Origin of the sequence: Sphingopyxis sp. USTB-05 (assembly GCF_023822045.1) — a bacterium.
Lineage (GTDB): Bacteria > Pseudomonadota > Alphaproteobacteria > Sphingomonadales > Sphingomonadaceae > Sphingopyxis.
In genome coordinates this window covers 3,086,878-3,101,136 of record NZ_CP084712.1, presented here as the reverse complement: position 1 = coordinate 3,101,136, position 14,259 = coordinate 3,086,878, and the positions used below count along the sequence as shown (strand labels likewise).

The window sequence follows — 14,259 nt, the reverse complement described above, 5'->3', positions numbered from 1 at the left end:
TCCGGTCCATCTGGTGGGCCGGAACATAGAGCGCAAGGGCGGAGCGGTGAAAGCCCCTCCCCGTCGGGGGAGGGGTTTATCGCTTACTTCGACGGGCGACGCGGGCTGCGCTGGCCGTAGGGCTTGGGCTTGTAGCGTTCGTTGCCGCCTGGGCCACCGGGGCCACGCGGGCCGCGCGGGCCCGAACGATCGCCGAACCCACGATCACCGCCCGGCGCCCGGCCGAGCGTGCTGCGCGGAGCGGCGTCGCGCGGGCCGCCATGGCCGCCCTTATCGCGGCGCGGCGGGTAGGTCGGACCGTCGGGCGCGGGGGTGATCGAAACGCCGCTGTCGTCCTCGCCATCCTCGTTGGCGCTGCGTACCACAGCCTCGGCAAAGCGATCGGCGATCGCGCGCGGAATGTTGAACATCGTTTCCTTGGGACCGATGCGGATCGCGCCGATCTCGTTCTTGCTCACATGGCCGCGGCGGCAGAGCAAAGGCAGGATCCAGCGCGGATCGGCATTCTGGTGGCGGCCGATGTTGAGGCGGAACCAGACGCTATCCTCGAATCCGTCGCGGCGGTCGCCGCCACGCTCGGGGCGTTCGAAGCGCTCGCCGCGCTCGGGGCGGCCGGCGGCGTCGCGGCCGCGCGGGCTGTTGTCGAGCAGGTCCTCGGGCGGCGGCATCAGCGCGCGGTGCGCCTGGACGAGCGACGCGGCAATGTCTTCGGGCGTGCGCTCGGCCATCAGGCGCTGCGCGAGTTCGATATCCTCGGGCTCATGCTCGACGGGCGTGAGCAGCTTTTCCATCAGCCGTTCCTGATCGCGCTTGCGCACGTCGGCGGCGGTGGGGGCATCCATCCATTCGGCGTTGATGCGTGCACCGCGCAGCATGCCGTCGACGCGGCGGCGGCGCGGATAGGGGACGATGATGACCGCGGTGCCCTTTTTGCCCGCGCGGCCGGTGCGGCCCGAACGGTGCTGAAGCGCTTCGGCGTCGCGCGGGATTTCGACGTGGATGACAAGGCTGAGCGTCGGCAGATCGATGCCGCGCGCGGCGACGTCGGTCGCGACGCAAACCTTGGCGCGGCGGTCGCGAAGGGCTTGCAGCGCCGCGTTGCGCTCATTCTGGCTATGTTCGCCCGACAGCGCGACCGCGGCGAAACCGCGCTCCACCAGGCTGGCGTGGAGGCGGCGCACATTGTCGCGCGTCGCGCAGAACAGCATCGCGGTTTCGGCGTCGTGCAGACGGAGCAGGTTGACGACCGCGCCTTCGATGTCGGCGGGGGCGACGGTTACCGCCTGATAGGCGATGTCCCCATGGCCGCGGTCTTCACCGACGGTGGAGATGCGCAGCGCATCTTGCTGGTAACGCTTGGCGAGCTGGACGATCGGCTTCGGCAGCGTCGCCGAGAAAAGAAGCGTGCGGCGCGTCGCGGGGGTGCCGTCGAGGATCTCCTCAAGGTCATCGCGAAAACCCATGTCGAGCATTTCGTCTGCTTCGTCGAGCACGGCGACCCGCAGCGCGGTGAGGTCGAGCGCGCCGCGTTCCAGATGGTCGCGGAGGCGGCCGGGGGTGCCGACGACGATCTGCACGCCCTGGCCGAGCGCACGGCGTTCCTTGCTGGCGTCCATACCGCCGACGCAGGTCGCGATGCGCGCGCCGGCCTTGGCATAGAGCCAGCCGAGTTCGCGGCTGACCTGCAGCGCGAGTTCGCGCGTCGGCGCGACGATCAGCGCGAGCGGCGAGGTTGCGAACGGCAGCCGGCCGTCCTCGATCAGCTCGTCGGCCATCGCGAGGCCGAAGGCGACGGTCTTGCCCGACCCGGTCTGCGCCGAGACGAGCAGGTCGCGGCCCTTGGCTTCGCCCTCGGTGACTTGCGTCTGGACGGGGGTGAGCGCTTCATAGCCGCGCGCGACAAGGGCGTCCGAAAGGACGGGAGAAAGATTTTCGAAAGGCATTTTTATCTCAATAATATGGGCAGTCACCGGTGCGGTGACGGGCCGACGGAAAAGGGGCTCAATGGGCTTAAATCACCTGTCCGGCAGCGTGTCCGCTGGCCCAGGCCCATTGAAAATTATAGCCGCCTAACCACCCTGTGACATCTACGGCTTCGCCGACCGCATAGAGGTTCGGGACGGTTTTGGCCATCATTGTTTGCGAGGATAGGTTTGCAGTCGAGATTCCGCCCACCGTGACCTCGGCTTTGGCGAAGCCTTCGGTGCCGTTCGGACGGAAAATCCAGCCCGCGAGTTGCGCCTCTGCATCGGCGAGCTTGCGGTCGGTCTGGGCGCCGAGTTCGCCGGGAAGCGCGAGGCGTTCGGCGAGGGTTTCGGCGAGGCGGTCGGGGAGAAGCGCACCGAGCGTGGCGCGCAGAGTGGTGCGGGGCCGGGTGCGTTTCGCGTCGAGCAGCCAGCCACGCGGGGCGTCGGGCAATAGGTCGATCGTCACGGGCTCGCCATGGCGCCAATAGCTGCTCACTTGCAGGATCGCGGGACCCGACAGGCCGCGATGGGTGAACAATGCCGCCTCGCGGAACGCCATTTTGCCCGCGCGGGCTTCGACGGGAGCCGCGATTCCCGAAAGTTCGCGGAACAGGACATCATCGCCGCCGAGCGTGAGCGGGACGAGCGCAGGGCGCGGCTCCACGACCTTCAGGCCGAACTGGCGGGCGAGGTCATAGGCGAGGCCGGTCGCGCCCATCTTGGGGATCGACGGGCCGCCGGTTGCGATGACAAGGCTTGGGGCGGCGAAGTGGAAGTTGCCGAAAGTGCCGCGGAACGTCGCATCGCTATGGGATATTTGGCCGATAGCTTCGCCGCAGCGGACGTCGACGCCGCCCTTGGCGCATTCGTCGAGCAGCATCGCGACGATCTGTTTCGCCGAACCGTCGCAGAAGAGCTGGCCAAGCGTTTTTTCGTGATGCGCGATGCCATAGCGATCGACGAGCGCGATGAAATCGGCAGCGGTGTAGCGCGCGAGCGCCGACTTGGCGAAATGCGGGTTTGCCGAAATATAGCGGTCGGGGGCGGTGTGGATGTTGGTGAAGTTGCAACGTCCGCCACCCGATATCAGGATTTTCTTTCCCACCTGGTCGGCATGGTCGAGCAGCAGCACGCGCCGCCCGCGCTGTCCCGCGACCGCGGCGCACATCAATCCGGCCGCGCCGGCACCCAGCACGATGGCGTCATAATTGACCGTGGTCATCGGATCGTCAGTGCAGCTTTGCGATCGACAGGCCGTCGGCTTTGGCGCGGACCTTCACCGATTCCTCGCTGCGCGTCAGCGCCTTGGCGATGGCCTTCAGCGCCATGCCCTTTTTGGCGAGCGTGTGGAGCTTGTCGATTTCGGCCGGGGTCCACGGCTGCTTGTGGCGTTCGAACTTGTCTTTCATGCCTGCGTCTCCGGATCGGGCTCGGCTGCGAGGATTGCGATGGCATCCTGACGGTCCTGATATTCGACGCTCTCACCAGCCTCTGCGCCCATCAGCGCGCGGGCGAGCGGGGCGGAAAAGGCGATATGGCCGCGCGCCGGGTCGGCCTCGTCGCCGCCCACGATCGTGATCGTCTTTTCGGCCTGGTTCAGCCGGTACGTTACACGGCTTCCGATGCCGACGCTGCCGACCTCGGGTGGCGCCTGCACCTCGGCGGTCGCTTGCCGGGTGTGGAAATAGCGGAGGCGGCGCTGCAACTTCTTGCGCGCGTCCTCATCCGCCGCTGCCGCAATCTCGCTTTCGAGACGCACGACCTCTTCGCCGAGCAGGCGTGCACCGCGCGGCGTCACAAGGTTCGCGCCGACCGGGATCGGCAGTTCGAACTCGGGTTCCTTATGTTCGTCGTCGCTTTCGCGGCGAAATGCTACGCTCATCGTCTCTATTCCTGATTGAAGGGCCGCCCCTGGCCCATGAAGGTGGCGACAAGATGGCGCGCGGGCTGGACAGGCGCAACCTCAGTGTGTTAGATGCGCAATACACGAAGGAGATTATCGATGCGTAACTGGACGATGACGGTTTTGCCGCTGGCTCTTGCGATGACCGTCACGGCGTGCAGCGCCGAGGTGACGAGCGACAGCAAGAATGGCAAGCGCACGGTCGAGGCCGGACCGTTGACCACGCAGAGCTATGATCTCAAAGATTTTACCGGTGTGAAGGTGGCCGGCCCCGACGATGTTACCATCCGCCGCGGCGCGGCCTTCTCGATCACCGCGAAGGGGCCGAAGGGCGTGATCGACGAACTCGAGATCAAGCTGGACGGCGACATGTTGTCGATCGGGCGCAAGAATTCGGGCTTCAGTTTCGGCAGCAGCGACGACGATGTCGAGATCGCGATCACCATGCCTGCGCTGCGCGCGGTACGCCTGACCGGGTCGGGCGAGATCGACGCGGACACTGTGGACGGCGATGCGGTCGAGGCGGTCGTCACCGGATCGGGCGACCTGAAAGTCGCGACCCTGAACGGCAAGAGCGCAAAAATCACCGTTTCGGGATCGGGCGACATCGAAGTCGGCGGCGGCACGATCGGATCGGGCGATTTCGATGTGACGGGATCGGGCAGCATCGACGCGGGGGCGCTTTCAGCGACGACGCTCGACGTATCGATCACCGGATCGGGTGACGTCGACGCGAAAGCGAGCAGCAGCGCCGATATCGCGATTCTCGGATCGGGCGACGCGACGATCGGCGGTGGCGGCAAATGCTCGACGCGCACGATGGGGTCGGGCACCGCGACCTGCAACTGATGCGGCTATGGTGCTGCCCGGCCGAAAAGGGTAGGGCAGCATCATGACCAGCTTATCGTCCGACATCCTGCGCGGAGCCGCGCTCGCGGCAACTGCGCTGCTTCTCTCCGGCCCGGCATCGGCGGCTGAAAAGCGCTATGGCCTCACCAGCTTCGAGACGATCGACGTCAGCGCCGATGTGACGGTCGAGGTGGTGAACCGCGCCCCCGTCAGCGCCGTCGCGACCGGACCGCAGGACGCGCTCGACCGGCTGAACGTCGAAGCGCGCGATGGCAAGCTGGTGATCAGCGAGCGCCAGTTTGCGGGCGATGAAAAGCGCCGCGGCCCACGCGGGCCGGTGGTCGTACGCATCAATGCCGCGAACCTGCGTGCGGCAACGCTTGCCGGGGCGGGGTCGCTCCAGATCGACAGATTGAAGGGACAGCGCGCGATGGTCGGTCTGCGCGGCCCGGGAAGGCTGACGGTAGGACAGATTATCACCGACCGGCTTCAGGTCGGGATGATCGGCAATGGTACGATGATCCTCGCGGGCGCCGCCAAAAATGCACAGATGACGCTGTCCGGCGCCGGCTCGGTTGATGCCGGCGCGCTGACGGTCGACGAGCTGATCAGCGACAGCGAGGGCGCAGGCGACCATATCCTGCGCGCGGTCAAAAGCGCCACGGTCACCGCGCGCGGGATCGGCAAGACTGTCGTGCTCGGCAAGCCGGTCTGTACGGTGCGCAATATCGGCAGTGGGTCGGTGACCTGCGGGCCGGGGAAATAGGCTCGCTCGACGTACGGTTTCGCCCGGTTACGGACCTATCTTTCGTCGTCACCCCGGGCTTGACCCGGGGTCCCGCTTGAGGTCGAAACCAGTGAGTGCGTCAAAAAGCGGGATCCCGGGTCAAGCCCGGGATGACGGAAGAGGGTGACGGGATGTCTGCTCACCACCCTAAAAAAGACATCGCCTTCAATTAGGTCTTTCCTACATTATCTGGCCGTGCGAGCCTTCATCCGGCTCTTTCATTCGGTGAACAAAAAAGCGGTCGCTGCCTGGCTTATGGGTGCGACCATGATCGGACATGCCGCGCACATCCAGCAGTCCGCGACTTGCAAATCGGGGCGCTCATAGGGCTGAACTTTCCTGAACTTTGGAATATTGCGCGGCCCTTGCGCCGTTCCGATCCCAGAGCCAGCCGGGCGATGCCCAAAGAGGGTAACGTCCGTTCGCCACCCCGTTCCCGCCGTTCCCGAGGCATTCGTCCGGTTTAGTGTCCCGCCGCGCCCAGCCCGTCGATCTTTTTCGACTGGCGGACGATCAATCCGGGGAACCAGCGCGCGAGGCGTGACAGCCGCTTTGCCATCTTGCCGACGGTGGTGTGGACGCTGGTCCCGTGCACCGCTTCCCAAGCGGCCTCGGCGACGCGTTCGACAGGGACGATTTCGAAGCCGCTGTCCGACAGGCGGGTGCGCGCGGGTTCGTTGCTGTCGGCGCTGACCTGGTCGAGCAAGGGTGTGTCGATGAAGCCCGGCATCAGCGAGCGCACCTTGATATCGTGTTTGGCGAACTCGATTTCGAGTGCCTCGGTCAGACCGCGCACCGCGAATTTGGTCGCCGAATAGACTGCGAGCCCTGCGACGCCGTAAAAGCCCGACGCCGATCCGGTGTTGAGGATCGTCGACCCTGGCGTCGCGCGGAGCAGCGGAAGCGCCATATAGATGCCGTTGACGACGCCGCCGAAATTGATCGCGATCAATCGGTCGGCCTCCTCCGGCGCCATGTCCATATACTGGCCTCCCGACCCGATGCCGGCGTTGTTGAACAGCACATCGAGGCGGCCGCCGCCGGCCTTCTCAAACTCGGCGAGCGCGGCCTTCCACTGATCGCGGTCGCGTACATCCATGACATGGCGCGATGATGCCCCCTCGGGAAGCAGCGCGGCGGTTTCATCGATTCCGGCGCGGTTGACGTCGGCGATGCCGACGAACCAGCCCTGCCCGGCGAAATGACGCGCGACGGCGCGGCCGATGCCCGATCCGCCCCCGGTGATGAAAATCGCCTTCCGTGCCACAGCACCCTCCTTACATTGATGTCAGCGTGACAAGATGCCAAGTTGACGTTTCCGTCAAGCGGCAATCGCGGCTTGGCAAGGCGAAGTACCGCTCGCTAAGAGGGCGCGGATGACCCGCGCCCTCCGCTTGATCTTCCTGTCGTTGCTGATGCTGTGCGCGAGCCTCGCCGTCCCGGCGCGGGCCGAAGTGGTCGTAAGCTTTTACAGCCATGATTTCGGCGACCGTTTCCCGCACGCCTTCATCGTGGTGAAGGGCACGCTCGACGCGACGGGTGAGGTTGTCGACACCAACTATGGCTTCACCGCGGTTTCGGTCAGTCCCGCGATTCTTCTGGGATCGGTGAAGGGAAAGGTGGAATCGTCCAAGGCCGATTATATCGCCAAGAGCGACCGGCAGTTCGATGTGTCGGTCGACGATGCGACCTATGCGCGGGTGATGGCGAAGGTCGCCGAATGGCGAGACCGCGAGCAGCCGAGTTACAGTTTGAACAAACGCAATTGCGTCCATTTCGTGATGGAACTTGCCGAGGTTGTTGGGTTGAAGGTCGATCGCAAGAGCAAATTGTTCAAAAAGCCGAAGAGTTTCCTTATCGAGGTCAAGGGGATGAACCCGCAATTGGGTTGAGGGCGGCAACGGAACCGGGGAGCCGTTTTCGATCGGGAGCCGCACCTATCATCCTCGTCGCCCCGGACCTTATCCGGGGTCCCGCTTGATGCTGAAGCCGATCGATCGGCAAAGAAGCGGGATCCGGATCAAGCCCGGGATGACGAAAGTGGAATGGGGCTGAGGCAATTGCCACCCCAAGCCGACAATCGGCGCCCCTAGACGCGGCGACGCTTTCACCCTATGTTCAGGGAACGGGGCGCAATAATTGGGGCTCCGACGTAGTTAGGGGCGATTCTTGCGGCTGTTGCTGACCCTTTTGGCATTGTTGACCGGCCTGGCTTCCGCCGACCGGGCCGTTGCCGCGCCTGCCATGCCGGCGGCAATGGGGGCGTTGGTCCTGTTTGCCGAGACGGCAGGCAAGGCTGAGGCAAGCGATACCGAACGTCGTCCGACGACCACGGCGCCGACGCGGCGCGTTTCCAGCGGAACCGGAAAACCGCGCAAGGTGGCGCCGCCGCATCTTCCCGGCATTCTCACCGGCAGCGACCGCGCGCTGGAATAGCGCGCCGTTCCCGCGCCTTTCTTGAGGCGCCGCCCCGCGACGGGCCCTTTTTCGTACATTCGCGCGGCAACAGCGCCGCCCACTCATTCAAATTCCGAGGAAAATCCCATGTTTGCTGGCCTTGCCAAGAGTCTTTTCGGCTCGTCCAACGATCGCTACGTCAACTCGATCCGCAAGATCGTCGACAAGATCAACGCTTTCGAGCCCGCAATGCAGGCGCTCGACGACGCCGGGCTGCAGGCACAGACGCAGAAATTTCGCGACCGGCTCGAAGCCGGCGAGACGCTCGACGACATCCTGCCCGAAGCCTTTGCGACGGTGCGTGAGGCCGCGGTCCGCACGCTCGGCATGCGCCATTTCGATGTGCAGATGGTCGGCGGCATCGTCCTTCATCGCGGCGAGATCGCCGAGATGGCGACGGGTGAAGGGAAGACGCTGATGGCGACCCTGCCCTGCTATCTGAACGCGCTGGAAGGCAAGGGCGTCCATGTCGTGACCGTCAACGACTATCTCGCTCGCCGCGACGCCGAATGGATGGGCACGGTTTACGGCTTCCTTGGCCTGACGACAGGGATCATCGTCCCGAACCTCAACGAGATGCAGCGCCGCGACGCCTATAACAGCGACATCACCTATGCGACGAACAACGAACTCGGCTTCGATTACCTCCGCGACAATATGAAGTTCGACCGTCAGCAGATGGTCCACCGCACCTTCAATTTCGGCATCGTCGACGAGGTCGATTCGATCCTGATCGACGAAGCGCGGACCCCGCTGATCATTTCGGGCCCGACGGACGACAAGTCCGAGCTGTATATCCGCGTCAACGAGGTCGTGCTGGGCCTGACCGAGGATGATTATGAGAAGGACGAAAAGTCCAAGTCGATCAGCCTGACCGAAGACGGCACCGAGCATGTCGAGCGCCTGCTCGAAGCCGCGGGGCTGCTGCAGGGCAGCAACCTCTACGATATCGAGAACACGCAGGTCGTCCATCACGTCAACCAGGCGCTGAAGGCGATCCAGATGTTCCGGATCGATACCGACTATATCGTCAAGGACGGCAAGGTTGTCATCATCGACGAATTCACCGGCCGCATGATGGATGGGCGCCGTTGGTCCGATGGCCTGCACCAGGCGGTCGAGGCGAAGGAAGGCGTGCAGATCGAGCCCGAGAACCAGACGCTCGCCTCGATCACTTTCCAGAATTATTTCCGCATGTATCCGAAGCTTTCGGGCATGACGGGCACCGCGGCGACCGAGGCGGCCGAATTCTTCGACATCTATAAGATGAACGTCGTCAACATCCCGACCAACCGTCCGATCGCGCGTATCGACGACGAGGATGAATTCTACAAGAATATCACCGACAAGTTCGGCGCGATCGCAAAGACGATCCGCGAGGCGAACGAGCGCGGCCAGCCGGTGCTCGTCGGCACCGTGTCGATCGAGAAATCCGAGCTGCTGTCGTCGTTCCTCGAAAAGGAAAATGTGCCGCACAGCGTGCTCAACGCGCGTTTCCACGAAAGCGAAGCGCATATCGTCGCTCAGGCGGGGCGCACCGGTGCGGTGACGATCGCGACGAACATGGCGGGCCGCGGCACCGACATCAAACTCGGCGGCAACGAAGAATTCCGCATCGACGACGAGCTCAAGGACCTGCCCGAAGGCCCCGAGCGCGACGCCGCGGTCGCGCGTATCCAGGCCGAAGTCGCTGCCGAGCGCGAAGCGGTGAAGGCCGCCGGCGGGCTGTTCGTGCTCGCGACCGAACGGCACGAAAGCCGCCGCATCGACAACCAGCTGCGCGGCCGTTCGGGACGCCAGGGCGACCCCGGCCTGTCGAAATTCTACCTCTGCCTCGACGATGACCTGCTGCGCATCTTCGGCCCCGACACGCTGTTTTCCAAGATGATGAACAAGAATCTGGAGGATGGCGAGGCGATCGGATCGAAATGGTTGTCGAAGGCGATCGAGACCGCCCAGAAAAAGGTCGAGGCGCGCAACTACGACATCCGCAAGCAGGTCGTCGAATATGACAACGTCATGAACGACCAGCGCAAGGTCATCTATGAACAGCGCGGCGAGATCATCGACAGCGAGACCGTCGATGAGGTCATGACCGCAATGCGCGCGGAAACGGTCAATGCAATCGTCGCCGACGCGTGCCCCCCGGGCAGCTATCCCGAGCAATGGGACGTCGAGGCGATGAAGGAGCGCACGGCGAACATCCTCGACCTTTCGCCGCCGATCGACGACTGGATGCAGGAAGATGCGGTCGACGCCGAAATGTTCGAGGAGCGCATTCAGCAGGCGGCCGACGCGGTCGCCGCCGAAAAGGCCGGCCTGGTCGATGCCGAAACGTGGAAGGGGATTGAGAAGTCGATCCTGCTCCAGACGCTGGATCACCATTGGAAAGAGCATCTCTCGACGCTCGACGCGCTGCGTCAGGTCGTGTTCCTGCGCGCCTATGCGCAGAAGCAGCCGATCAACGAATATAAGCAGGAAGCCTTTGCCCTGTTCGAACGCATGCTGCAGAATATCCGCGAGGATGTGACGCGGACCGTTGCGCGCATCGACCTTCGCTTCGAAGAGCCCGAGGCGATGCCGCTGCCCGACCTGCCCGATTTCCTGACGACGCACATCGACCCGTTCACGGGCGAGGATAACAGCGCCGACATCGATGCGGGTACGCTCGGCGTGATCGCGAATACGCTCCCGCCGATGCAGGTGCCGAAGCCCGATCTGCCCGAGGGCGAAAATCCCTACGCCGAGCTGGAGATCAGCCGCAACGCGCCATGTCCGTGCGGTTCGGGGCGCAAATACAAACATTGCCACGGGGCGATCTGACCCGATAGTCGTCGCCCCCGCGAAGGCGGGGGCCGCTATCGGCCGAGCGAAAGGCTTCCGGCGCCCCCGGCCTTCGCGGGGGCGACAGCCCATCTCGCAAGCTCTTGAAGTTGCCGTATCAATCGGCGCGACGAGTCCGCTTGCCAAGGTGTGCGGGCGCGATTAGCATCCGTCTCACAAGCTTGGCGGCCGCGTAGCCAGACAAGCAGCGCAGCAGGCAGGAACATAGGGGGCCGCTCCCCGCGTGCGGCCCGACGGTGGCGTGCAGCGTGGAAAGGGTCGGGGCATCTCCTTTTTCGATGAAATGACGGGGCAGGGCGGTGAAGTCCGCTCGCCCTATCGCGACTATTCGGACTGGTTCGGGCGCGAGGATGCGGCGCGCATCCAGCGCAAGGCGCAGCAGGCCGAAGCATTTTTTCGGACCACGGGCATCACCTTCAACGTCTATGGCGAGGATGAGGCCGACGAGCGGCTGATCCCCTTCGACGTCGTTCCGCGCATCATCTCGGCGAGCGAGTGGCGCCGCCTGTCGCGCGGTATCGAGCAGCGCGTGCGCGCGCTCAATGCCTTCCTCCACGACATCTATCACCGGCAGGAAATATTGCGCGCCGGGCGTGTTCCCGTCGAGCTGATCTCGCGCAACGAAGCCTTCCTGCCGATGATGATGGGGATGGATCCGCCGGGCGGCGTTTATACGCACATCAGCGGCATCGATATCGTGCGCACCGGCGCCGACGAATTCTATGTGCTCGAGGACAATGCGCGCACGCCGTCGGGCGTCTCCTACATGCTCGAAAATCGCGAGACGATGCTCCAGATGTTTCCCGAGCTGTTCGCGAAGATTTCGGTGCGAGAGGTCAGCGATTATCCGCTAAACCTGTTGAAGTCGCTCGCCGCCTGCGCGCCGCCGGCGTGTGGTGGAACGCCGACGGTCGCGGTGCTGACGCCGGGTATCCACAACAGCGCCTATTTCGAGCACAGCTTCCTTGCCGATCAGATGGGTGCCGAACTGGTCGAGGGTCATGATCTGCGTGTCGTCGACGGCCGCGTGGCGATGCGGACGACGCAGGGCTATACGCCGATCGACGTCCTTTATCGCCGCGTCGACGATGATTTCCTCGACCCGCTCAATTTCCGCCCGGACTCGGTGCTCGGCGTGCCGGGGATCTGGGACGTCTATCGCGCCGGCGGGATTACGATCGCGAATGCGCCGGGGACGGGGATCGCCGACGACAAGGCGCTCTATAGCTACATGCCCGACATCATCGAATTCTATACGGGAGAGAAGGCGCTGCTTCCCAATGTGCCGACTTGGCGCTGCAGCGAGCCCGAACATCTGCGCGAGGTGCTCGACCGGTTGCCCGAACTGGTCGTGAAGGAAGTCCATGGGTCGGGTGGCTATGGCATGCTCGTCGGCCCCGCCGCGAGCAAGAAGGAGATCGCCGCCTTCCGCGCGAAGCTTGAAGCGAACCCGCGCAATTATATCGCGCAGCCGACGCTGTCGCTGTCGACCGTACCAATCTTTACCAAGGCGGGCTTGGCGCCGCGGCACGTGGATTTACGACCTTTCGTGCTGATGTCGCCGCAGAGGATCCGGATCACGCCCGGCGGGTTGACGCGCGTCGCGATGAGCAAGGGATCGCTGGTGGTGAACAGCAGCCAGGGCGGCGGGACCAAAGACACCTGGGTATTGGAAGACTGATGCTCGGGAAAACCGCAGGAAGCCTCTATTGGATGGCGCGCTACCTCGAACGGAGCGAGAATAATGCGCGGTTGATCGATGCGGGTTTCCGTATCGCTCTCACGCGATCGAGCACCGCGCGGTCCGAATGGCGATCGGTGCTCGTCACCGCGGGACAGGATCTCACGTTTCGGCAGGCGCACGGCGAGGACTATACGTCGCAGCGCGTCGTCGATTTCCTGCTGCGCGACCCCGCCAACCCGTCGAGCATATTGTCCGTCGTCAAACGCGCGCGCGACAATGCGCGCACCGCGCGGACGTATCTCACGCGTGAGGTGTGGGAGGCGGTCAACACAAGCTGGATGACGCTGGGCGCGCTGCTCAAACGGCAGGTTCGCGAGGATGATCTGCCTGACGTGCTCGCGTCGATCCGCCAGCAGAGCGCGCAGGTGATCGGTGCCTTTTCGGGCACGATGCTGCGCAACGACGGCTATAATTTCGCGCGGCTCGGCACCTTTCTGGAACGCGCCGACAACACCGCGCGCATCCTCGACGTCAAATATTATCTGCTGCTGCCATCGGTTGCACATATCGGTAGCTCGATCGACAATGTGCAGTGGGAAACGATCCTGCGATCGGTTTCAGCGCACCGCGCCTATCACTGGCTTTACGGGGCGGAGATCAGCGCGCTCAAGATTGCCGAATTCCTGATCCTCTATAAACAGATGCCGCGCAGCCTCGCTTTCTGCTGCGATCAGATGAACGACAACCTCGGCCTGCTCGAACGCACTTATGGGGAGGAGACCGAGGCGGTGCGAATGGGAATGTCGATCTGCCGCGACCGGCTATCGCGGCCCATCCAGTCGATCTTCGATGGCGGCTTGCACGAATTCATCACCGATTTTCTCCGCGCCAATGCCGTGCTCGCGCGGCAGATCGAGCGCGACTACCGGTTCGTGGAGTGAGCATGCGTCTTCGTGTCGAACATAGCACGCACTATAATTTCGACGGCCATGTCGCATATGCGCTCCAGCAATTGAAGCTGACGCCGAAGGAGCGCCCGGGGCAGCAACTGATCCACAATTGGTCGATCGAGATCGAGGGCGGGACTCAGCAGCTTCACTACACCGATCATCATGGCAATGGCGTCGACCTCGTCTCGGTCCATAGCGGCGCGCCGGAACTGCTCATTCGCTGCACCGGCGAGGTCGAACTGGTGACGTGGGACGGGGTGATCGGGCCGCATCGCGGCGCAATGCCGCTCTGGACCTTCCTCCGTCCGACGCCGCTGACGCGCGCGGGGCGCGCAGTGCGTTCGCTGACCGCCGAGCTCGGCCGCGATTTTGCGAACGAGATCGAACGCGCACATGCGCTTTCGGCGCTGACCCTGGCGAAGCTTCCCTACCGGATCGGCGTCACCGATGCCGAGACGACCGCCGAGCAGGCGCTCGCCGGCGAGGGCGGCGTGTGTCAGGATCATGCGCATATCTTTATCGCCGCGATGCGTCACCTCGGGCATCCGGCACGCTACGTCTCCGGCTATCTGATGATGAACGACCGGACGGATCAGGATGCAACCCACGGCTGGGCCGAGGCGTATTTCGAGCATATAGGCTGGATCGGTTTCGACGTGAGCAACGGCCACTCACCCGACCAGCGCTATATTCGTGTCGCGACCGGCCTCGATTATCGCGACGCCGCCCCGGTTCGCGGCATGCGCTATGGTGCAGCGCAAGAAAATCTGGTTGTCCAATTGCAGGTCCAGCAATAAGCGGGCGGGACGATCAGGACT

The 14,259-nt window shown here is 64.1% G+C and carries 13 protein-coding genes; 8 read left to right on the top strand and 5 right to left on the bottom strand.

The annotated features are described in order from the left end of the window. Nucleotides 1-83: 83 nt before the first annotated feature. The 4 genes from KEC45_RS14350 to KEC45_RS14335 form a co-directional block, all read right to left on the bottom strand. On the bottom strand, nt 84-1,943 hold the full coding sequence (locus tag KEC45_RS14350) for a DEAD/DEAH box helicase (RefSeq protein ID WP_062177555.1): 1,860 nt from the start codon (nt 1,941-1,943) through the stop codon (nt 84-86). 67 nt (nt 1,944-2,010) lie between these two features. Further along, on the bottom strand, nt 2,011-3,189 hold the full coding sequence (locus tag KEC45_RS14345) for an NAD(P)/FAD-dependent oxidoreductase (RefSeq protein ID WP_062177558.1): 1,179 nt from the start codon (nt 3,187-3,189) through the stop codon (nt 2,011-2,013). A 7-nt stretch (nt 3,190-3,196) separates the two neighbouring features. Next, nucleotides 3,197-3,376, bottom strand: a complete 180-nt coding sequence (locus KEC45_RS14340) for a hypothetical protein (RefSeq protein WP_062177561.1) — start codon at nt 3,374-3,376, stop codon at nt 3,197-3,199. Next, nucleotides 3,373-3,849: a GreA/GreB family elongation factor gene (locus tag KEC45_RS14335; RefSeq protein WP_062177564.1), complete on the bottom strand. Its 477-nt coding sequence runs from the start codon at nt 3,847-3,849 to the stop codon at nt 3,373-3,375. Before KEC45_RS14335 ends, KEC45_RS14340 begins: the two co-directional genes overlap by 4 nt. Nucleotides 3,850-3,969: 120 nt before the next feature. On the opposite strand from KEC45_RS14335, the gene KEC45_RS14330 reads away from it, so the two are divergent. Both KEC45_RS14330 and KEC45_RS14325 read left to right on the top strand, forming a co-directional pair. Further along, nucleotides 3,970-4,719: a head GIN domain-containing protein gene (locus KEC45_RS14330; RefSeq protein WP_062177567.1), complete on the top strand. Its 750-nt coding sequence runs from the start codon at nt 3,970-3,972 to the stop codon at nt 4,717-4,719. A 43-nt stretch (nt 4,720-4,762) separates the two neighbouring features. Continuing rightward, nucleotides 4,763-5,485: a head GIN domain-containing protein gene (locus tag KEC45_RS14325; RefSeq protein WP_062177570.1), complete on the top strand. Its 723-nt coding sequence runs from the start codon at nt 4,763-4,765 to the stop codon at nt 5,483-5,485. A 484-nt stretch (nt 5,486-5,969) separates the two neighbouring features. Here the strand turns inward: KEC45_RS14325 and KEC45_RS14320 are convergent, their stop codons facing one another. Beyond that, nucleotides 5,970-6,773 (bottom strand): SDR family oxidoreductase, encoded by an 804-nt coding sequence (locus tag KEC45_RS14320; protein WP_062177571.1) that lies wholly within the window; start codon nt 6,771-6,773, stop codon nt 5,970-5,972. Nucleotides 6,774-6,882: 109 nt separating this feature from the next. Here KEC45_RS14320 and KEC45_RS14315 point away from each other — a divergent pair, with 109 nt between their 5' ends. The 6 genes from KEC45_RS14315 to KEC45_RS14290 all read left to right on the top strand — a co-directional run bounded on the left by KEC45_RS14315 (nt 6,883) and on the right by KEC45_RS14290 (nt 14,238). Beyond that, nucleotides 6,883-7,398 (top strand): hypothetical protein, encoded by a 516-nt coding sequence (locus KEC45_RS14315; RefSeq protein WP_062177574.1) that lies wholly within the window; start codon nt 6,883-6,885, stop codon nt 7,396-7,398. A 277-nt stretch (nt 7,399-7,675) separates the two neighbouring features. Continuing rightward, nucleotides 7,676-7,942, top strand: coding sequence for a hypothetical protein (locus tag KEC45_RS14310; RefSeq protein WP_062177577.1), 267 nt, complete (start codon nt 7,676-7,678; stop codon nt 7,940-7,942). A 108-nt stretch (nt 7,943-8,050) separates the two neighbouring features. Then, nucleotides 8,051-10,786 (top strand): preprotein translocase subunit SecA, encoded by a 2,736-nt coding sequence (gene secA / locus KEC45_RS14305; protein ID WP_062177580.1) that lies wholly within the window; start codon nt 8,051-8,053, stop codon nt 10,784-10,786. Between the two features lie 304 nt (nt 10,787-11,090). After that, on the top strand, nt 11,091-12,488 hold the full coding sequence (locus tag KEC45_RS14300; protein WP_062177583.1) for a circularly permuted type 2 ATP-grasp protein: 1,398 nt from the start codon (nt 11,091-11,093) through the stop codon (nt 12,486-12,488). Further along, entirely contained in the window at nt 12,488-13,432 is a 945-nt protein-coding gene (locus KEC45_RS14295; RefSeq protein WP_062177586.1) for an alpha-E domain-containing protein, read from the top strand. Before KEC45_RS14300 ends, KEC45_RS14295 begins: the two co-directional genes overlap by 1 nt. Before the next feature lie 2 nt (nt 13,433-13,434). Next, nucleotides 13,435-14,238 carry a transglutaminase family protein gene (locus KEC45_RS14290; RefSeq protein WP_062177588.1) on the top strand — a complete coding sequence of 268 codons (804 nt, stop codon included), beginning with the start codon at nt 13,435-13,437 and terminating at the stop codon, nt 14,236-14,238. Nucleotides 14,239-14,259 lie beyond the last annotated feature (21 nt).